21 protein-coding genes and 2 pseudogenes are annotated in these 18,771 nt (G+C 71.6%); 7 read left to right on the top strand and 16 right to left on the bottom strand.

The features are described from left to right. Positions 1 to 21: 21 nt before the first annotated feature. The gene (locus E6R60_RS14740) at positions 22 to 366 is read right to left on the bottom strand and encodes a nuclear transport factor 2 family protein (protein WP_136326997.1); all 345 of its coding nucleotides are present in this window, start codon (positions 364 to 366) and stop codon (positions 22 to 24) included. 29 nt (positions 367 to 395) lie between these two features. Next, positions 396 to 1,187: an SDR family oxidoreductase gene (locus tag E6R60_RS14735; RefSeq protein ID WP_136326996.1), complete on the bottom strand. Its 792-nt coding sequence runs from the start codon at positions 1,185 to 1,187 to the stop codon at positions 396 to 398. Between the two features lie 79 nt (positions 1,188 to 1,266). Between E6R60_RS14735 and E6R60_RS14730 the strand changes: the two genes are divergently transcribed. Continuing rightward, positions 1,267 to 2,082 carry a MerR family transcriptional regulator gene (locus E6R60_RS14730; RefSeq protein ID WP_136326995.1) on the top strand — a complete coding sequence of 272 codons (816 nt, stop codon included), beginning with the start codon at positions 1,267 to 1,269 and terminating at the stop codon, positions 2,080 to 2,082. An 86-nt stretch (positions 2,083 to 2,168) separates the two neighbouring features. Next, complete coding sequence (locus E6R60_RS36700; protein ID WP_168713604.1) at positions 2,169 to 2,345, top strand: hypothetical protein; 177 nt, start codon at positions 2,169 to 2,171, stop codon at positions 2,343 to 2,345. Here E6R60_RS36700 and E6R60_RS37800 read toward each other — a convergent pair. Both E6R60_RS37800 and E6R60_RS14725 read right to left on the bottom strand, forming a co-directional pair. After that, the gene (locus tag E6R60_RS37800) at positions 2,342 to 2,455 is read right to left on the bottom strand and encodes a nuclear transport factor 2 family protein (protein ID WP_276613959.1); all 114 of its coding nucleotides are present in this window, start codon (positions 2,453 to 2,455) and stop codon (positions 2,342 to 2,344) included. The two genes, E6R60_RS36700 and E6R60_RS37800, sit on opposite strands and share 4 nt — an antisense overlap. Before the next feature lie 117 nt (positions 2,456 to 2,572). After that, positions 2,573 to 3,364 (bottom strand): MBL fold metallo-hydrolase, encoded by a 792-nt coding sequence (locus E6R60_RS14725; protein WP_136326994.1) that lies wholly within the window; start codon positions 3,362 to 3,364, stop codon positions 2,573 to 2,575. Between the two features lie 94 nt (positions 3,365 to 3,458). On the opposite strand from E6R60_RS14725, the gene E6R60_RS14720 reads away from it, so the two are divergent. After that, positions 3,459 to 4,067: an ABATE domain-containing protein gene (locus E6R60_RS14720; RefSeq protein ID WP_136326993.1), complete on the top strand. Its 609-nt coding sequence runs from the start codon at positions 3,459 to 3,461 to the stop codon at positions 4,065 to 4,067. A gap of 40 nt (positions 4,068 to 4,107) precedes the next feature. Here E6R60_RS14720 and E6R60_RS37365 read toward each other — a convergent pair. The 6 genes and pseudogenes from E6R60_RS37365 to E6R60_RS14690 all read right to left on the bottom strand — a co-directional run. Then, positions 4,108 to 4,290: pseudogene (locus tag E6R60_RS37365) on the bottom strand (ISL3 family transposase); the annotation flags it as partial. Positions 4,291 to 4,771: 481 nt separating this feature from the next. Beyond that, a complete protein-coding gene (locus E6R60_RS14710; protein WP_136326991.1) occupies positions 4,772 to 5,752 on the bottom strand; it encodes a sensor histidine kinase in 981 nt (326 codons plus the stop codon). Beyond that, the gene (locus E6R60_RS14705; RefSeq protein WP_240802576.1) at positions 5,749 to 6,552 is read right to left on the bottom strand and encodes an MEDS domain-containing protein; all 804 of its coding nucleotides are present in this window, start codon (positions 6,550 to 6,552) and stop codon (positions 5,749 to 5,751) included. Before E6R60_RS14705 ends, E6R60_RS14710 begins: the two co-directional genes overlap by 4 nt. Before the next feature lie 278 nt (positions 6,553 to 6,830). Beyond that, on the bottom strand, positions 6,831 to 7,823 hold the full coding sequence (locus E6R60_RS14700; RefSeq protein WP_136326989.1) for an SDR family oxidoreductase: 993 nt from the start codon (positions 7,821 to 7,823) through the stop codon (positions 6,831 to 6,833). Between the two features lie 519 nt (positions 7,824 to 8,342). Continuing rightward, positions 8,343 to 8,801: an SgcJ/EcaC family oxidoreductase gene (locus tag E6R60_RS14695; protein ID WP_136326988.1), complete on the bottom strand. Its 459-nt coding sequence runs from the start codon at positions 8,799 to 8,801 to the stop codon at positions 8,343 to 8,345. A gap of 58 nt (positions 8,802 to 8,859) precedes the next feature. Beyond that, complete coding sequence (locus tag E6R60_RS14690; protein ID WP_240802558.1) at positions 8,860 to 9,567, bottom strand: SgcJ/EcaC family oxidoreductase; 708 nt, start codon at positions 9,565 to 9,567, stop codon at positions 8,860 to 8,862. 121 nt (positions 9,568 to 9,688) lie between these two features. Between E6R60_RS14690 and E6R60_RS14685 the strand changes: the two genes are divergently transcribed. Then, positions 9,689 to 10,126: a MarR family transcriptional regulator gene (locus E6R60_RS14685; RefSeq protein WP_136327118.1), complete on the top strand. Its 438-nt coding sequence runs from the start codon at positions 9,689 to 9,691 to the stop codon at positions 10,124 to 10,126. 349 nt (positions 10,127 to 10,475) lie between these two features. On the opposite strand, the pseudogene E6R60_RS37360 reads toward E6R60_RS14685, so the two are convergent. Together E6R60_RS37360 and E6R60_RS36695 are read right to left on the bottom strand one after the other, a co-directional pair. Further along, a pseudogene (locus tag E6R60_RS37360) lies at positions 10,476 to 10,589 on the bottom strand (AraC family transcriptional regulator); the annotation flags it as partial. 96 nt (positions 10,590 to 10,685) lie between these two features. Next, positions 10,686 to 10,832, bottom strand: coding sequence for a hypothetical protein (locus E6R60_RS36695; RefSeq protein WP_168713603.1), 147 nt, complete (start codon positions 10,830 to 10,832; stop codon positions 10,686 to 10,688). 314 nt (positions 10,833 to 11,146) lie between these two features. Here E6R60_RS36695 and E6R60_RS14675 point away from each other — a divergent pair, with 314 nt between their 5' ends. Further along, positions 11,147 to 11,605: a MarR family transcriptional regulator gene (locus E6R60_RS14675; protein WP_240802556.1), complete on the top strand. Its 459-nt coding sequence runs from the start codon at positions 11,147 to 11,149 to the stop codon at positions 11,603 to 11,605. 56 nt (positions 11,606 to 11,661) lie between these two features. Next, positions 11,662 to 13,065, top strand: coding sequence for an MFS transporter (locus tag E6R60_RS14670; RefSeq protein ID WP_136327116.1), 1,404 nt, complete (start codon positions 11,662 to 11,664; stop codon positions 13,063 to 13,065). 115 nt (positions 13,066 to 13,180) lie between these two features. Here the strand turns inward: E6R60_RS14670 and E6R60_RS14665 are convergent, their stop codons facing one another. The 4 genes from E6R60_RS14665 to E6R60_RS14640 all read right to left on the bottom strand — a co-directional run bounded on the left by E6R60_RS14665 (position 13,181) and on the right by E6R60_RS14640 (position 17,622). Continuing rightward, positions 13,181 to 14,161, bottom strand: coding sequence for an NADPH:quinone reductase (locus tag E6R60_RS14665; RefSeq protein WP_136326987.1), 981 nt, complete (start codon positions 14,159 to 14,161; stop codon positions 13,181 to 13,183). Beyond that, positions 14,103 to 14,738 (bottom strand): PadR family transcriptional regulator, encoded by a 636-nt coding sequence (locus E6R60_RS14660; RefSeq protein WP_136326986.1) that lies wholly within the window; start codon positions 14,736 to 14,738, stop codon positions 14,103 to 14,105. Before E6R60_RS14660 ends, E6R60_RS14665 begins: the two co-directional genes overlap by 59 nt. 921 nt (positions 14,739 to 15,659) lie before the next feature. Then, the gene (locus tag E6R60_RS14645; protein WP_136326984.1) at positions 15,660 to 15,998 is read right to left on the bottom strand and encodes a thioredoxin family protein; all 339 of its coding nucleotides are present in this window, start codon (positions 15,996 to 15,998) and stop codon (positions 15,660 to 15,662) included. A gap of 484 nt (positions 15,999 to 16,482) precedes the next feature. After that, a complete protein-coding gene (locus E6R60_RS14640; protein WP_136326983.1) occupies positions 16,483 to 17,622 on the bottom strand; it encodes a PucR family transcriptional regulator in 1,140 nt (379 codons plus the stop codon). An 86-nt stretch (positions 17,623 to 17,708) separates the two neighbouring features. Here E6R60_RS14640 and E6R60_RS14635 point away from each other — a divergent pair, with 86 nt between their 5' ends. After that, positions 17,709 to 18,764: a ferredoxin reductase gene (locus tag E6R60_RS14635; RefSeq protein WP_136326982.1), complete on the top strand. Its 1,056-nt coding sequence runs from the start codon at positions 17,709 to 17,711 to the stop codon at positions 18,762 to 18,764. The last annotated feature ends 7 nt before the right edge of the window (positions 18,765 to 18,771 follow it).

Raw genomic sequence — 18,771 nt, 5'->3', positions numbered from 1 at the left:
CCGACTACCCCCGCGGGGTGTTCACATGCACGCGGTGATGGTGAGTTCGGTGATGCGGCCGCCGTCGTCGAGCGTGAAGGCGTGGGCGAGGTCCACAGTGCCGCCGGGGAAGTCGCCTTCGAGGCGTCGGGTCAGCGTCCAGCGCCGGTCGTCGTGCCGGACGGCGGTGAGGGTGGTGCTCGTGTAGGTGTACTCGGTGGATGTCTTGTCGAGCCAGGCCAGGACCGCGTCGCGGCCGCGGTGGGTGCGGCCGTCGTCCACGACCACCGGGGCGGGGCCGAAGCAGCCGGCCGCCGTGGGCACGCCGTGGCGGGTGTGGGCGTCGAGGTACGTCCGGATGCGGACGGGCAGGCCGTTCGGGGTCATGCGGGTGCTCTCCTGCGTGCGGGATGCGGTCAGAGGGTGGGGACGGTGCCGCCGTCGATGGTGTGCTCGGCACCCGTGATGGCGGCGGCGCGGTCGGAGACGAGGAAGGCGACCAGCTCGGCCACCTCCTCGGGGCGTGCCGGGCGGCCGAGGGGGATGCCACCGAGCGAGGCCAGCACCTGGTCCCAGGCCGCGGCCCGGTCGATGCCCTGTGCGTCGGCGATCCGGGCGACGAGGGCCGTGGTGCCCTCCGTCGCGATCGCGCCCGGGGAGACGACGTTGACCCGTACTCCGTGCGGGGCCAGTTCCCGGGCGAGGCCCTTGCTGTACGTGGTCAGTGGGGCCTTGGCGGCGGCGTAGCCGAGTGTGGCGTCGGGCAGCGGCAGCCGGCGCTGGATGGAGGAGACGTGGACGACGGCGCCCCGGCCCGCGTCCCGCATCGCCGGGAGCAGTGCGCGGTCGAGGCGTACGGCCGCCAGCAGGTTGAGGGCGAGCTCGTCCTGCCAGTGGGCGTCGGTGAGGGCGGCGAAGCCGCCGGCCGGCGCGTGCGAGCCGCCGAGCGTGTGCACGATGACGTCCGGCGTGCCGAGCCGGTCGCGCACCGCCGACACCACGGTGCCGACGCCGTCCGGGGTGGTCATGTCGGCCGTGACGAAGAGCGGATCGGTCGCCGCGGTCGCGGGCGCCGTGCGGGCCGTCGGAAGCACGGTGGCGCCGGCCGCGCGCAGGCGGGCCGTGATCGCGGCGCCGGTGCCCCGTCCGGCGCCGGTGACGACGGCGAGACGCCCCGCGAGATCGGTAGAGAAAGATGCACTGGTCATGTGCCCGAGCGTGCCGCCTCCCGCGGCAGCCGGGTCAAGCGCTGCACTCTCCCCCTGCGGGAGGGTGCAGAGTAGGGGCGTGCTGACGATCGGCGAGTTCTCCCGGCTGACCCACCTGAGCATCCGTACGCTGCGCCGCTACCACGAGGCCGGGCTGCTGGAGCCCGCGCACGTGGACCCGTCGAGCGGCTACCGGTACTACGACCCCGGCCAGATCCCCACCGCCCAGGTCATCTCCCGGCTGCGGGAGCTCGACGTTCCGCTCGCCGACGTCCGGAGGATCCTGCTCACCCAGGACCCGACCGTGCGTGCGCACCTGGTGGGCGAACACCTCCAGCGGCTCCAGGACCAGCTGTCGCGGACGCAGGCGGCCGTCGCGTCGCTGCGACGGCTGCTGCGCCCCGAACCGGCCGGTGTCGCCGTCGAGCTGCGCCACGCGCCCGGGTGGCACGTGGCCGCGGTGCGGGGCACGGTCACCCACGAGGAGGTGCTGTCCTGGTACGCGGGGGCGATGGCCGAGCTGGACGCCGTCATCGACGCGCCGACGGGCCCCGCGGGCGGCCTCTACGACAACGCGCTGTTCAGCGAGGGCCGCGGGGACGTACTCGTGTACCTCCCGGTCGCCGCGCCCGTGCGGGACCTGGGGCGCGTCCACGGCACCGAGTTGCCGCCGGCCGAGCTGGCGGTCACCGTGCACCCGGGGCCCCACGACACCATCGACGTCACCTACGGCGAGTTGGGCAGGTGGGTCGCCGGCCACGCGCTCGCCGTGGCCGGGCCGGTGCGCGAAACCTACCTCGTGGGCCCGCGCGACACCCCGGTCGCCGAGGAGTGGCGTACGGAGATCGGCTGGCCGGTGTTCAAGGTCGCCGGTGCCGGCCCCCGCCCGGTCTGATTCCGGCATAGCCCGGCGGGGGCGCGGAACCCGGGCCGGTCCAACGAGCCGTGGCGGGGTTCACAGGCGTCGCGCAGTCTCTCCGCGTGGGGGGTGTCGTAGTCGTCGCCGCCCTGGTCTCGTTCGATCACGACGCAGGCGCCGACCTTGTCGGCCTCGGCGACGGTGTCGAGGACCGTCGGTCGGTGTCGGAACAGGCGTCGACGTGCTTCTTCTCCGCGTCGATGAACCCTGCGACACCGGGCCGGGGACTGTCGATCTAGGGGTAGAAGACGAAGTCCGGGTCAAGCATCCCGGTGAGCGTGTCGTAGTCGCCCTGCTGAAGGGCCTGGTAAAAGCGGTGCACGAGGCCGGAGTTGGTTCCGGGGGACATGCGCTCGGGTCCCTCTCTGTCGTTCTGGCACGGCCCAGGGGACGTATCGAAGGGTTGTTCCCAGTGCCGGGGCTCTGCGTGTGGGGAGCCCCGGCGTTCCTGAGTTGCGGTCCGGGCTCAGGCGCGCTGCGCCCAGTCCTGGTCGAGGCGGTCGGTCAGGTCCGCGGCGGCGAAGGCCGCCTCCAGCTCGTCGCGGCCCTCGGTGAAGTGGGCCCAGCTGTCGTGGTGGACCGGGACCACGCGTCGGGCGTCAAGAATCCGGGTGGCCTCGGCGGCCTGCGCGCTGTCCAGGACGACCGGTCGGCCGTCGAAGAGCATGGGGAAGCGGGGTGCTCCGGCGAACAGGAGGGCGGTGTCGATCGGGGCGAAGCGGTCGGCGATCTCCCTGACCGCGTCGAGCGAGGCGTTGTCGCCGCTGACGTAGACCGTCGGCAGACCCTCGCCCGTCAGGACGAAGCCGACGACCTGGCCGGTGAAGGGCTCGATCTCCTCACGCGCACCGGGTCCGTGGATGGCGGGGACTCCGGTCACCGTGATGGTGCCGCCGCCCGGGCGCTCCAGCTCGGTCGACTCCCAGTCGGCCAGGCCCTTGGCCTTCGCCCCGAGGCGCTTGCCGCCACCGGGGGTGGTGAGGGTGAGGGGGACGTCGGCCAGCAGGGCGCGGCCGGAGGTGTCGAGGTTGTCCGCGTGCTCGTCGTGGGAGAGCAGGACCACGTCGATGGGGCCGAGGTCGGCAGGAGTGGTGGTGGAGGAGGCGGTCTTGGTCAGGGTCGGGCCGCCTTGTGAGGCGTAGTCGCCGGGGCCGTCGAAGGTCGGATCGGTCAGAAAGCGCAGGCCGCCGTACTCGAACAGGGCGGTCGGACCGCCAAAGGTGCGGACCGGGAACTGGCCGGCGTTGAGCTGGGACATCACCGTCTCCATTTCTCACGAATAAAGTCTGCGTTTAACGTGAGTTCAGGTTAGCCAGGAGTCACGGAAAAAAGCAAGCGATACCATGAGACGTATGGACGACACCCTGGCCACCGACGTGGCACCGATCGCTCTGCCCCCGGTCCCGGGTGCCGACCGGTACCGCTCCCTCGATTTCGCCGACACCGCCGCCACCCTGCCCGCCGGCCAGAGCTACGACCTGCTCGCCGCCCCGGAATCCGCCATGCGCTGGCTCGCCGCCCACGACCTGACCGCCCCGGACGTGCAGCTGTACGAGGTGTGTGCGCAGCGGATGCGCACACTGCGCACCCATGTCCGGGCCCTGTTCGCCGCCCGCGTCGACACCACGACCCCGCCCGAGGAATCCCTGCGCGCGGTGAACGAGGCCCTCACGGCCATGCCCACCGCCCCCCTCCTTGCCTGGGACGGGGCCCAGGGGCTGCGCCGCATCCAGGCACACCCCACCGACCAGGCCGTCAACCACGCACTGGCGACCCTCGCCGCCGACGCCGCCGACCTGCTCACCGGTCCCGACGCCGAGATCCTCGCCGCCTGCGGATCAGCCCCCTGCGACCGGTTCCTCCTGCGCACCCACGGCCGGCGCCACTGGTGCTCCACACGCTGCGGCGACCGTGCCCGCGCCGCCCGCGCCTACGCCCGGCGCAGCGGCACCTCGGACTGACGCCCCCAGGCCATCGTGCTCTTGTCTCGTCCTCGTCACCCTATGGATGGCTGTGGTCAGCTGGCCCGAAGAATCTCCTCCGCAGCAGAGCGAAGCCGGCCCGTCCGGACATCTGGCGCGTGAGCATCTGGATCCGCGTGACGTGTCCTTCGACGCCGCCGCAGCTCAAGGGCAGGGTGAGGCCGGCGATGACGGCATCGCGGTCACGTTCGATGCCCACGGCGAGGGTGTGGAGGCCGGGGAGGTCGTCTTGTCGGACGGCGTCTAGGGCGTGTTTCGAAAGTCCCGCCTGCTCGGCGACGCCTGGCACTTCCCCGAGCTCTCGGCTTCGCTCGAGCAGGGGAGACCCCATTGCTCGCCGCGTTGTCGGGGTCGCCCCGATACAGCCAGTATCGGGGCCACCCTCCGCCTTGCGATCGCACGCACCAGACGCCGCCGAGCCCGCCCTCCGGGCGGACGGCGCTACTTTCGAAACACGCCCTAGCCACGGCGGGAGCCGTTCGCCTCGGCGCTCGGTGAGCATCGGGGCGAAGGACCGGACGTGACCGGTGAGGGCGTCGAGTCCGGGGCAGTGGACCGGAACGGCCTTGAGCCGAAGGTGGTCGATCTCCGGGAGCGTCTCGGGTCGCGCCGGTGCCCTGCCCGTCCTGTGGCCCGCACCCGGCCGGTGACGAGCACCGATTCCGTACGAGCAGCCTGCCGCTTTACCGTGCGGTGTCCATATGGAGGCGGACGGTAGTGCCCCGGTCCGGCTCGGAGCGGATCTGGACCAGGTCACAGAGCTGGTGGGCCAGCCACAGGCCGCGGCCGCCGATCTGATCCACGGGTGGGCGGATGCGGCCGGCCATCACGTCCGGGATGTAGCCCGCGTCGCGGAACTCGCAGATGAACTCCGCCTCCTGGGCCCAGGTGCGCATGGTGCCGCTGCCTCCGCCGTGGCGGATGCTGTTCGTCGCGATCTCCGTGACGGCCACAGCCAGCTTCGCCCGCTGCTGCTCGGGGACGCCCGCGTCGGCGGCGCACTGGGAGACCTTGGAGCGGATCGCGGCCAGGTCGCCGTCCGTGTAGCTGATCTCCTGGTACGGGTCGCACGGTGCCTGGAGGGCCTCGAAGGGATACACCCCGTCGGTGAGGTACTCCGCGTTGGACATGTACTGCCCGTCCTGGCGGATCAGGGGGTGGCAGCGGGACACAGCCTGCAAGGCGCTCTGGTCCTGGTCAGCGTCGTCGAAGGGGCACAGCATCGAGTACGCAGGGCTCTGGGCGAAGGCCTGGTTCACGAGCCACTCGTGGTAGCGCAGCTCCGCCAGGTGTCCGGCGCTCCGCGCCGGGCGCCAGGCGCTCTCGCCGATGCCCCGTACGGGCCGGCCTCCGTCGCCCTGCTGCGCCAGCCAGGCCGTCCACGCAGCGATGAGGCGCCCCGGGTTGGGTCCCGCGGTCGCGGAGTCGACGAAGGTGACGGCGGGCTCGTCGGCCAGTTCGCCCTGGAGGAGTGACGTCTTGTCCGGTGGCACCGCGACGACGACGGCTTCGTCGGCCTCCAGGGCTTCGTGGATGAAGCCCAGGGTCCCGGTCAGGAACTGATCCTCGCCCCGGTAGGGATACAGCTCGTGGCGGAATTCGCCCGGGGCCTGCTCGGCCGGTTCCGGCGCTCCGGACGGCTTGGAGGGCAGGGCCGTGCTCATGCGGCCATCACCACCGGCAGACCTGCGCCGGCGTAGCCCGCCAGCTCCCAGACCAGGCGCACGGTCTCGTTGGCGCCCTCGACGACGATCCGGCGGCCGGGACGGTGGCGGGCCGCGTCGATGAGGGCGTGCATGCCGGCGGCGTCGATCATCTCAAGGCGGTCGAAGCGCAGCGTCACCGTGCTGGTACCGCGTACGGCCGCTCGGGCGGCAGCGTTGAACGCGAGAGCGCCCTCTGAGTCGATCACTCCGTCCACGCTCCACATGTCGCTACCCGTGCAGTACATCCGGAACGCCGGACGCTGTGCACGTGTGCCCATTTCATGCGGATGCACACTCGCCACATGTTCCAGCGTAGGCCCATTCCATTCGGAAGGCCGGAACGCGCACACCACCATGGCACCGCTCTCGGCGGCGAACTCGTCCAGCTTCAGTTCCTGAGCCAGCAGTTCCTCCGCCGCCCCCGGCGCCGTGACGGGCATCCGCTCGGTCAGCACGCGTACCGCCCGGAATCCCTCCCGGGCGGCGGTACGGGCCTCGCGGCGCACCGCGGCCACCACCCCGTCGCAGTCCGTGGAGGGGGGAAGGTCGAGGACCACCGTGCCCGCGGGCCGCAGGCCCTCGTCAAAAGGGGCAGAGGAAGACGGGCCCCCAGAGCCTACGACCACGATCTTGTCCCCGTACAAGGCGCCATCGGCCACGTAGGGCCACGCATCCTCGTACAGGACCCCGGGTGCCTGCAGGCGCCAGCAGACATGGTCACCGAGCTCGACCTCATCGAGCGTGGCCAATGCCCGCACCGCTCTCATCCCCGCCCCCTTCCCGCCACGTGCACACTCCCACCAGCCTACTGACCGCCAGGACAGTGAAGCCAACCCGCTGCGCACCTGGCACCCTGGCAGACCTCCCTCGCCTCCACCCACTGCCCAAGGGGGGACGTGTCAATCGCTCACCTGTGCGACGGAACCGTCGGCGCCCGGCCTCCCTCGGCCCAAAGCCCGGCGCAGGGACTGGGCGCCTGCCATTCACGGCCGCCGTGACGCCCGGCGGCAGCCGCGTCTGCGTCCGGTGGCGGTGCTCAGCGGTACTCGTCCGCCGAGCCGTCCTTGCCGCCGTACCGGGTGTCCTCGAAATACGCCCAGCCGTCGGGCTGGCTGCCGTCCACGTCGCGTACGCCGTAGGCCCTGGCCAGCTCCGCGCTGGAGGCGGACTTCTTGTTCCAGCGCGCCGACCGGTCCGGGTCCGCGGCGAGCGCGGCGACCCCCCGGGCGAGGTAGTGCGGTGACTCGGCGATGGCGAAGGCCGGTTCCCGGGCGACGGCGTCCCGCCAGTTCTCCTCGCTCACCCCGAAGTAGGCGAGCATCTGCTCCGAGCGCAGGAAGCCCGGTGTGACCGCGACGGCCATCCCGCCGTACTCCGCCAGCTCCTCCCCCAGTCCGAAGGCGATCCGGATCGGTGCGTTCTTGGCGAGGTCGTAGAAGAGGTTCTCGCGGTAGCGGCGGTTGGAGGCCGCCGTGCCGTCGGTGACCTCGATATGGAGCGGGGCATCGGAACGCACCAGGAGCGGGAGGGCCAGCGCCGCAGTGACCACGTGGGAACGGACTCCGAGTTCCAGGATGCGCAGGCCGTCGGCGAGGGGGGTCTCCCAGCTCTTCTTGCCGAACACGGACCCGACGAGGAGGTGCTCGCCGCCCCACAGGTCGTTGACGAGGATGTCCAGCCGTCCCTGCTCGCGCTCGATACGCCCCACGAGGGCGCGTACCTGATCCTCGTCGAGGTGATCGGTGGGCACCGCGATACCCGTGCCGCCGGCCGCCGACACCAGTTCGCCGGTCTCCTCGATGGTCTCCGTGGGCCGGCCGACCTCGCTGGCACGCGCACGGGTGGTGCGGCCGGTGACGTAGACCGTCGCGCCGAGCCGGCCGAGCTCGACGGCGAGTGCGCGTCCGGCGCCGCGGGTGGCTCCGGCGACGAGTGCGATCCGGCCCGTCAGCGGGGCATCACCGGCAGTGCTCTGGACGGCGATGCCCTGGATGGGTGGGGTGTGCTGGGTGGGGGTGTCCTGGTTCATGCGCACCACCCTGCACGGCAAACAAGACAACCTGCGTCACCATTTCTCTTATGTTTCACCGATTCCCGGGCGGCAACCGTGGCGCCCGCCGGCCAGATGACGGCCGGGGCTCGGACGCTTCAGCGGGGCGTATCCGGTGGGGACCCTGCTCAGGAAGGGGTGCGTGAGGGCGGTGACGGCACGGCTGTTCACGTGAAGCGTCCCCGGGCCCGGTGCAGAGGGAAGCCGTGAAGAGCCCGGTGGTGGCCGTTCCGGTGTTGCTGAGCAGCAGGTGGACGCTGGTTCGGGTGATCAGCTGACCGGTGCGGCGTACACCGCCCTCGGCGGCCGGGTCTCGGCGAGCCGGTCGTGGCCGCCACCCGGGCGTGTGGTGAGGGGTCTCAGCCGGCTGTTGTCGCGGGCCACCGCGATCACTCGGTAGCCGGCATCGGCAAGGTGCTACGCAAACGCCCGGCCGATTTCGGCCGCCGGCTGCGGTGACCGCTGCGGTCGAACGTCTGCCGCTCCGCGGCTCCATGGTCAGCTCGCCGCGGGGCGGGTCGCGGGCCGCATGCGAAAGGAGAACGCTTCCATCAGGGGGCGGCGGGTGGTCTTCTGCACGGCCGCGATCCCCCAGGAGCTGTCGGCCCGGCGCACCAGTGTGTAGGTGGCGATCTTGTCGAGCCGCCCTGTCTTGGCGCCGTGCTTGCGTACGGCTCCGCGGGTGACGGCCACCGCCGAGCCCGGGCCGTGGAACCGCAGGGAGACGACGTCGGTGTCGAGCCGGGTGTCCTTGAGGAAGCTGTCGAACAGGGCCTGGTGGGCGCGGCCGATCTCGGAGCCGCCGTGGTACACGGTGCCCACGTACGTGACGTCGGTGGCGTCCTCGGTGAAGCAGGCACCGTACGCGGCTCCGTCACCCGCGGCCCAGGCGTCGGCACTTCGGCGGAGCAGGGCGTGGACGGCGGCGGTGTCCTCGGCGCGGTCGGGCGTGGTCATATCGGACTCCTTGCAGGGGGTGAGGGTCGTTGCTCGGGGGCGTCGGGGGCGGGCGTGGTCACTTCTCGGCCTCGGGGGCGGTGGCCGGGTCCCAGAGGAAGGACAGGCGCTCCATGACGTTCTTGCGCTGGGTGTTGTGGAAGGCGGCGATGCGCCAGTGGCCGTCGCCTTCGCGGACGAGCGTGTACGTCTGGGTCTTGGTCAGGTCGGCGGCCGACGGCCGGTCCTCCTTGTAGGTGTCACCGCGGCTGGTCACTACGGCTGTGTCGGGGCCGTAGAAGCGGACGCCGAGGAAGGAGTCGGCGAGGCTGGTTCCCTTGACGAAGCCGTCGAACAGGGCGCGGTGGGCGTCGGCGATGTCCTGGCGGCCCTGGTAGTGGGTTCCGACGTAGGTGGTGTAAGCGGCGTCCGCGGTGAACTGTTCGCCGTATCCGGTCGCGTCGGCGCGGCCCCAGGCGTCGGTGAGCCGGCTCAGGGTGGCGCAGACGGCCTGTTGGTCGTCGGCCGTGGCCTTGCCGGACGCGGTGGCGGTGAGGGACGGGACGATGGCGGTGCAGTCCGCCTTGCCGAGGTTCTTGGGGCCGGAGGTGGCGTCGAGCCAGAAGTACCCGCCCGTGGCGGCCAGGACGGTGACCAGGGCGCCTCCGAGGAGGACCCGCTTCACGGTGCGGCGGTGATTCGTCGGCTTGGCTGCCGGGCCGGTGGGAGCGGTGGGCCCCTCCAGGGCCGTGGCAGCGGTGCTCGTGGTGGTGGAGTTCGTACGCACGTTTCCGCCTCCGTGGTAGCTTCACAGGTGGAGAAGATGCCGAGAAGATGTTTCTTCTCAGAAGATGTCTCTTCGCTTAAGAAGAGATTATGGAGTGGAGGAGCACATGTCAACGCCTGCCATGCCGTCCGACGCGAGCGAGACCTACCGCCGGTATCTGAGCGCCGTCATGTTGCACAGCCACGCCAGCGCCAAGGCGTGCGGACTGGGTGCCAGCGACCTGTACGCGCTCAACGTCCTGGGGCTCACCGGGCCCATGACCCCCGGCGAACTCGGCGCCCGCACCGGCCTGACCACCGGCCCCACCACCCGTCTGATCGACCGGCTCGAAGCGGCAGGGTACGTACGCCGCGCACCGTCCCCGGACGACCGGCGCAAGGTGATCGTCGAGCCCATCGGCAAGCCCGCGGGCCTGGACGAGGTGATGACCCCCGCCCGACGGCGCATCGGCGAGCTCCTCGCCGGGTACACGCCCGAGCAGCTCGCCGTCCTCTTCGACTACTTCGCCCGAGCCTCGGACGCCTACCAGGCCGCCGCCGAGCACCTTCGGTCCAACTGAGCTGGTGTCAGGCACGGGGGGGGCACGGGCCGTTGGTTGGGCGTCTGTGGATGAGTGCGGCCGCGCAGCCGGCCGTCAGCGTGGACCGGGGGTGATCGTCCGGGCGAAGCGGCCGCCGGCCCGCCACCCGGACGGCCGCGGCGACCGTGTCGCCATCGGGCTCGTCGGCCCCCGCACCCAGGAACTGACTTTGCTCGGTAGGTCGACGCTCAGATGAGCGCGAGATGGCGACGGCTGGGGACTACGCGTTCGGGTTCTGATGGAACCGCTGGCCGGGTACGCCGCCGGACCGCCCTCCAGCCCGGCGGTCCACACGGACCTCACGCTCCGCCGGGTGTCCGCCGTGTTCTCATCGGCCCGGCCAGGCGATGTCGTCCACGGCGAGGAACGGCTCGTCGGCGACCTTCGCCGGGGTCGCGCCGGTGAACGCCACGACGTCCCGGTGCAGATGGGACTGGGGGGCTCCGTGGACGGGACCGGGGACGGGACCGGGGACGGGACCGGGGACGGGGCCGCCAGTCCGCTGCTCGCCCCCCGGGCTCGCCGTACGGCTGCGGGGTCACCGTCGCGGAGCGCGGGCCGGACCGGCAGCCACGCGGGCGGCCTGTTCCGCCTCGAACGCCCGGGTGATGGCGTCGTGGGCCCACAACAGCTCCACGAAGACGAAGTTGCCGTCGTAGCCGTGCATGACTTCCTGCGGCCCCATACCCCGGGAGGCTGCCGACGGGCTGATGCCGAGCGAGACTGCCGCCAGGGCGCATGCGGTCAGCAGGTAGCCAAGCTGGGGCCCCTCACCTCTGCTTCGCAGATCCGGTAGTCGAGGACGGCCTCCTCTCGGAGGAACACGAACCGCCGCACCGGTTCACGGATCACGAATCACGCGGGAGCGCTCGACCCGGGCGGCCCCGGCTTCCGCGTCGTCGCCGGCCGCGATGTCCCGGAACTCGCCGATCGCGAAGAGGCGGACAGCGAGTGGGGCATTTTCATAAGCTATGAATATAAAACTGTTATGCTCCGAGCATGAGTCGTCAAGACAGCGCTCCCGCCGCGTCCGCCGCCATCGGGGCAGCCCTCTACGGCCTGGCCACCAGGGCCGCCAGACGGCTGCCCCGGGACATGAGCCTGACGTCCGCGGCCACCCTGGCCACCCTGGACCGGACCGGCCCGCGGCGCATCACCGATCTGGCCGCGGTCGAGGGCGTCACCCAGCCCGCGATGACCACCCTGGTCCGGGTCATGGAGGCGTCCGGCCTGGTCGAGCGGCAGGGTGACGTGTCCGACAAGCGGGTCACGCTGGTGTGCCTGACCGACGCCGGCGCCTCCTATGTCCGGACGCGGCGCCAGGCCGGCGTCCACGCGTTCGAGCGGTTGATCGGCGAGCTCACCGGCGACGAGGTCGACGCGCTGGTGAAGGCGCTTCCCGCGCTGACGCGTCTGGCCGAGCTCGAAAGTCACGACCGCGAAGGGCCGAAGCAGTGACCGGGCAGCCGGTCGGCGGAGAGGCGGTCGGCGGAGAGGCGGTCGGCGGGAAGGCGGTGAAGACGTTCCCGAGGGCGCATTCCGAGGCATGGCCGCTGGTCCCGGCCCTGGTGTTCATCGCCCTGGTCGTGGCGGCGGTCGCCAGCCTCGGAACGCCGCTCATCACCAGCGTGGCCACCTCGTTCCACGTCTCGCTCGGCAGCGCGCAGTGGACGCTGACCGTCGCACTGCTCAGCGGCGCCGTCGCCACGCCGGTCCTGGGCAGGCTCGGAGCCGGCCCCCACCGGCGGGTCGCGATCCTCGCCACGCTGGCGGTCGTCGTCGCCGGCAGCGCGCTCACCGTCCTGCCCCTGCCGTTCTCGTGGCTGCTGACCGGCAGGGCGGCCCAAGGCGTCGGGCTCGGGCTGACGGCGCTGATGATGGGCGTGGCCAGGGACCACCTCCCCGAGCAGCGCAGCGCGGCCGTGATCGCCCTGATCTCGGTGGTCTCGATCATCGGGGCCGGCGTCGGTTACCCGCTGGCCGCACTGCTCGCCGAGTTCGGCGGAGTACGGGCCGCCTATGGCCTCGGCCTGGTCGTCACCGCCGCCGCCCTCCTGACCGCGTGGCGCTCCCTGCCCGAAGCCCCCGAAGGCCGATCCGCCCACGTGGGCGTGGCACGTGCGGTCGTCCTGGCCGCTGCGCTGCTCCTGGTGCTGTTCCTCGCCGGCGAACGGAATCTGTGGAGCCGGCACCTCGCCGGGGCGGTGGGCCTGGCCGTTGCCGCGGTGGTGCTGCTCTGCGTCTGGGTCGTCATCGAGCTGCGCAGCACGACGCCCTTGGTCGATGTGCGGGCGGTGCGGCACCCGGCGGTTGCCGGGGCGAACCTCGCGATGTTCGTCGGCGGAATCGGCATGTACCTCCTGCTCACGCTCATCACCCGGTACGCGCAGACGCCGCACCGCGCCGGCTACGGCTTCGGGCTGACGACTTTCGTCGCCGGGCTGGTCCTCATCCCGTTCTCGGTGCTGGGATTCGTCGCCGGCAAGCTCACGCCGCGGGTCCGGACGCGGATAGCCGACCCCCTGCTCCTGGCCGGCAGCGCCGTCGTGGTCGGCGGCGGGTTCGCCCTGTTCGCGGCGGCCCGGTCGAACGTGGTCGAACTGTTCGCGGCGATGGGCGTGCTCGGCTTCGGCGTCGGCGGCTTCTCGGCCGCGATGCCCGGCGTCATCCTGGCCGTCACCCCCAGGAGCGAGACGTCGAGCGCCATGAGCTTCAACTACGTCGTCCGCAGCGTCGGGTACTCCCTGGGCAGTGCCGTCGGCGGCCTGATCCTCGCCGCGGGCACCGGCCCCGGCCACCTCTTCCCCGACGACGGCGCCTACACCACCGCGGCGCTGGTCGGCATCGGCGCCATGGCGATCACGACGCTGACAAGCGTCGCTCTCGCCCGCCGACGCTCGTCCGAAACCAACCCGTAAGTCAGATGCACTCATGGGAAACGCCCTGATCGCGACCGTAGCGGCGGCGGGGGCCACCCGGCCGATGCCCGGGCAACGACCGTGGGAGGAGTAAGGAGGTTCCGCCAGGTCTTCTCTACTGGGGGACGTCGATCAGGACGCGGCCGTGGCCACCGGCGTCAACGCGGTCGTGGGCCTTGGCGATGTCGGCGAGCGGGAAGCGGTCGCCGACATCGACGGTGAGGGCGCCGACGGCGGCCGCGGCGGTGAGGTCGCGGGCGGCCTGGCGTTTGGCCCGGCCGGGGAAGTCGTCGCTGCCGAGCAGGCGCAGGGTGACGTTGTTGAACAGCAGCGTCCAGAACGGGATCTCGGTGCGGTCGTCGCGGGTGGCGTACGCGGCGATGACGGCCCCGTTCGCGGCGACGGCGTCGTCCAGGTCGGCGTTGGCGGACAGGGCGACCTCGATGATCCGGTCCACGCCGGCGGGTGCGTGCGCACGGATCGCGGCGGCCGGATCGCCCGAATCGAGGGCGACGGCGTGGGAGACGACCGCGGGATCGATCCGCCCCAGGTCGGTGCCGCGTCGCACGGTGCCGATGACCGTGGCCCCGCCCCAGCGGGCGAGCTGGGCGGCCAGGGAACCGACCCCGCCCAGGACGCCGTTGACAAGCACGAGTTTGCCGTCGACGGGGCCGTCGGCGAAGACAGTGCGGTGCGCGGTGATGCCGGGGATGCCCAGGCCCGCGCCGAGGTCGTCGGACAGGTGGTCGGGCAGCGGGACGGCGAGGTCGCCGGGGACAACGGTGTACTGGGCGGCGGTCCCGAAGGGGCGGTAGGACTGGGCCCCGTACACCCACACGCGCTGCCCCACGCGGCGCGCGTCGACGCCATCGCCGACGGCGTCGATGACGCCGGCGGCGTCGCTGTGCGGGATCACCCGCGGATAGGGCATGGCCGAGCCGGTCCAGCCGCGCCGCTTCTTGGTGTCGCCGGGGTTGGCGCCGGAGACAGTGACGCGGACACGCACCTCACCGGGGCCGGGGGTGGGCTCGGGCACCTCACCGAACTGGAGCACCTCGGCGGCCGGGCCCTGCTGGTCGTACCAGGACGCAAGCATGTTCAGTCCTTCCGATCACGGGTGTGGGTCTGGGGCGGGGCTGCCCGTCCGCCCCTGGGATGCCGTTACCGTCCAGCACCTCGTGGAGCCAGGCGCGTTCGGCGCGGCTGGTGGCGCGGGCGGTGAGCATCATGCCGCGCCGGTAAGGGTCACTGACCTGCTCGGCGCGCAACGGTGTGTGGCCGTCGTAGAAGAAGCTGGCGGGAGCCTCCAGGAAGTCCAGGCGGCGGCGCAGCACGGCGCGCTGCTCGGCCCTGTCGGGCAGCAGCGAGAGGAACGCCAGGATCGCGAACCAGCGGGAGAAGTCGGTGATCTCGTGCTCGGCCGGTTCCCGCAGCCGCCGCAGCATGTCCTCGCGTCCCGCATCCGTCAGGTTCAGTACGTACCGGCCGCCGCCCGACTCGGGTGCAGGGCGCCTTTCGATCAGCCCGGCCTTCGTCAGCCGGCTGATCGCCGGGTAGAGGGTGCCGTCACTGACCGGACGGCTGTAGCCGGTCAGGTGCGTGATGCGCCGTCGCAGCTCGTGACCGTCCAGGGGGCCTTCGGCGAGGAAGCCGAGTATCGCGAGTTCCGGCATGACCCCAGGATCTCAGAGGGCGATACGTAAGCTGACGTCCGTTGACCTCGTCGGCGGCGAGTCGTGTCAGCAAGGTTGGGACCCGGGCGCCTGCGGCAGTGCGGCCCGGAACACCTCGCGGACCGTCCGGCATCAACCGTTCGACCAATCCTGTCGCTGGTAGCCTTCGCCGCGGTGTCCGGGCGTTGGAGCCGTGTGCGGGCCGCGCCGACGACCAGGTGGATCCCTGTGCCGAGGAGTGCGAGGTTCAGCAGCATCTGCAGTGAGACCACGATCCTCGCCCGTCTCACTGACCGGGGTGACGTCTCCGAACCCGACCGTAGGGAAGACGGTGATGGTGAAGTACAGGGATTTCACGCGGGTCAGCGGGTCGCTGAAGGCGCCGGGGCCTGCCAGGGAGAGGGTGAGGTAGCACGTGGCGAATGAGCACAGGAACAGTGCCACGAGCGTGAGCAACGCCCGTGCCGCCCGCAGGACGGGGCGCTCTGCGCGCGAGATCGTCCGCACCCGGTAGGCCATCACGACGGCCACCGGCAGCACGGCCCCGGCCCGTCGCAGAGCGAACGACCATGGGTGTCGGGGTGTGGTCGGCACCAAGGCGTAGGCGCCCGGCAGGAGGCCGGCGGCTGCCAGGCACTCGACGATGGTCCGGGTCAACGCATGTGTACCGCCAGACCCCGTTCTGGGCCATCCGTGCGTCCATGACCCCGACGTGGGCCCGCGAGATGCGCGCGATGGACAGCTTCGGCGATGGCCTCCCCCGCTTGAAGTCGACACTCCTTGCTGCACACCGTGCTGCGACGCCGCGCGAACGGCGAGTCGGTCGAGCAGATCCAGCCCGGCCTGATCATCCCCACCGGTACACGCAGGGGCCCTTTGCGAGACGTGACGGGCGTCGCAGCCGCGTACCGCAGACCCCGCTCAGAGGTGGTCGCCCAGGAGCGTGCGCACCTCGGGGACGGTCATGGGCCCCGCGCCGTGCGCCACCACCTCCCCCTCCTTCAGCAGGACGCAGGACGGGGCTCCGGTGATGCCGTATCGCTCGGTGACGGCCGGACAACGCGTGATGTCGATGCGGACGGCCGTAAGGCGGCCCTGGTACTCGTCGGCGATCCCACCCACGACGAGGTCCATCACTCGGCAGGGCTCGATCGCCTTGGGCCAGGTCCCGGTGAAGTACGCGAGGACCGGAACCGCGCTCATCCCGAGGATGAAATCGAACTCCGCGTCCTCACGGGGTCGGTGAACCCGCATCGCCATGAAAGCTCCTGACCTCACGTTCCGTCATTCCGGCCCCATCATCCCCTGCGCGTGCGCCAGGCCGATCCCGCCGGTCGTCGGGTTTGACGTGTCGGAAGGGAGGCGCGGGGGCGCCGCAGAACCCGGCCGCAGCCCACCGCGTGCCCGTGGGTCGGCTCGTGCCAGGACAGCGACCTCCACGACGGCGTTCAAGCCGTTTCCTTGGGAGCGGCCCGAATCGGCCACCAGATGCCGATGAGCCGGCCGGTGCAGATCGTCCACGGGATCCGGTCGAGCCGCATCCGCCCACCGTGATTCTCAGAGACAGCTCCCCCGACGGCGTCCCTGGGCCGAGTCCGGTTTTCACATCGGTCTTCACGTCACCCCCGGCCTCAGCCGCCTCATACCGCTCCTCACCAGGCCGATGGGCCCTCTGAGGACACGGAGAACGAGGCACGATTCCCGGACCACTCGCGGACGCAGTCGTGGACGGTCGGAGCCCGTATCAGCCGCCCCGCAGACCGAGCGCCAGCGTCAGTTCAAGGACTCGTCGCGGCGTGGCGAGATCCGGAAACAGCTCCCGCAACTGCGACATCCGGTACCGCACGGTCTGGGGATGGACGAACAACTCCGCCGCCACCTCGTCCCGCCTGCCCTGGTGCAGCAGCCACGCCCGCAACGTCTCCTCCAGCCGTCGCGCCGTCGCGCCAGGCAAGGTCCGCAACGGTGCGAGGGCTCGCGCACGCAGGTCTGCGAACGCGTCCGCGTCGGCGCTCAGCACCAGTTCGGGCAGGTGGTCCTCGGTGTCGCAAATTGCAGCGGAGAGGGACCGCGCGCGTACGGCTCGGGCGTACGAGGCGGACGCACGAGTCCATGGCCGGGCCGGCCCGACGACGGCGGTGCGCTCCTTCAGCTGCCGCAGGAGATGTGAACGGTCGGCATCGGGCACGAGCAGCACACCGGTGGCATCCGGCAGATCGTCGAGGACGAGGGTGCTCGGGTCGAGCACGCGGTAGGCCGGCCGGGTCTGGGCGGCGGGCAGCAGGACCGCGGTCAGCGAAACCGGAGGCTGCCACCCGGCCAGCTGAACGGAGGCCAGCAGCACGTCCGGGCTCGCGCCGGCGAGGAGGGCGCGCGCCAGGTGTTCCAGGTGGCGCTCGTGGGCCCTCCCCCGGGCCGCCAGTTCGTCGGCGTGGCCCGCGGCGCTCGCGGCGGAGAGCTCGTCGATGTAGGCGAAGGTCAGCTCGGCGAACTTGGCGACCTCGGCGGCGGGCAGACCTGCGGGTACGGCGCCCGCTGCCAGGCATCTCCAGGCCACGCGGGCGCCGACGCGGTAGGCGCTGAGCAGGGCGTCCATCGAGCGGCCTTCGCGCACCTCGCCGCGGCCCAGCTCGTAGGCCGCGTCACCGGCGTCGCCGCCTGTGGCGTTCCCGCTCGCGAGGTCCAGGTAGTGCCCCAGAGCGGTGCGGACGGCTCGGCGGATGGTGCCGCCCATCCGGCCCGAGAGGGCGTTGGCGTAGGAAGGGACCTCGTCGATGATCGCCTGGACCACCTCGTCGGCGGTGGTCTTCAGCTCGGCCCGAAGTGCGGTGACCGTCGTCTCGTCCAGCGCCAGTTCTCTGGCCCTCCGGATTGCATGGCTCACGTTTTGTTCCCTACGAACAATTCTGCCGACCAGATTTACGTCCTGCGGTCAGGACTTTACGCCTTGAGGCGCAGCAAGCTGGATTCATGACGAGTGCAGCCCTCCGCAGCAGGGCGTGGAAACTGCTGGAGATGGTCACGACGCCGCTGCTGCCGTCGGACTACCTCGACCTGGTCAGCCCGCTGCGGGCGGGCGCCGACCTGCGTGGGCGCATCGAGGCCGTGCACCCCGAGACGGGTGACGCAGCGACCCTCGTGATCAGACCGGGACGGGGCTGGCGCGGCCACACGGCCGGCCAGTACGTGCGGATCGGGGTCGACGTCGACGGGACGCGCCTGTGGCGCGCCTACTCCCTCACCTCGCCGACCACCCGCCAGGACGGCCGCGTCACGATCACTGTGAAGGCGATCCCGGACGGCAAGGTCAGCAACCACCTGGTCCGCAGGGCGAAACCGGGCACGCTGATCCAGCTCGACCAGCCGGCCGGTGATTTCGTGCTGCAGGGAGCCACGCCCGCCAAGGTGCTCTACCTGACGGCCGGCAGCGGCATCACGCCCGTGATGGGCATGCTGCGCGACATCGAGCTCGACGACGTCGTCATGGTCCACTGCGCGCCACAGCCGCAGGACGTGATCTTCCGCGACGAACTTCACGGCCTGGTCGCGGACGGGAAGCTGCGGCTCACTGAGGTGCACACCGACACAGACGGCATGCTCGACATCGCCCGTCTCGACGAACTCGTGCCCGACTGGGCCGAGCGCGAGACCTGGGCCTGCGGGCCCGCAGGCCTGCTCGACGCTGCCGAAGAGCACTGGACCGAGCACGGCGTCGAGGAGCGCCTGCACACCGAACGCTTCCGCCCCGGCATCGTCGTCGCAGGCGACGGCGGCAAGGTCACGTTCAGCGCCACCGGCAAGACCGCCGACGCGGGCGGCGCCACGCCGTTGCTGGACATCGGCGAGGAGGCCGGGGTGCTCATGCCCTCCGGGTGCCGCATGGGCATCTGCTTCGGCTGCGTCTCGCCACTCAAGGCGGGCGCCGTCCGCGACCTGCGCACCGGTGAGATCACCGAGGCCGCGCCGGGCGTCCTCATCCAGACCTGTGTGTCCGCCGCGGCGGGCCCCTGCGACATCGAACGGTAGGAGCACC

It is taken from the genome of Streptomyces sp. A0642, assembly GCF_004795105.1.
Lineage (GTDB): Bacteria > Actinomycetota > Actinomycetes > Streptomycetales > Streptomycetaceae > Streptomyces.
This window is presented reverse-complemented; position numbering and strand designations above follow the sequence as displayed.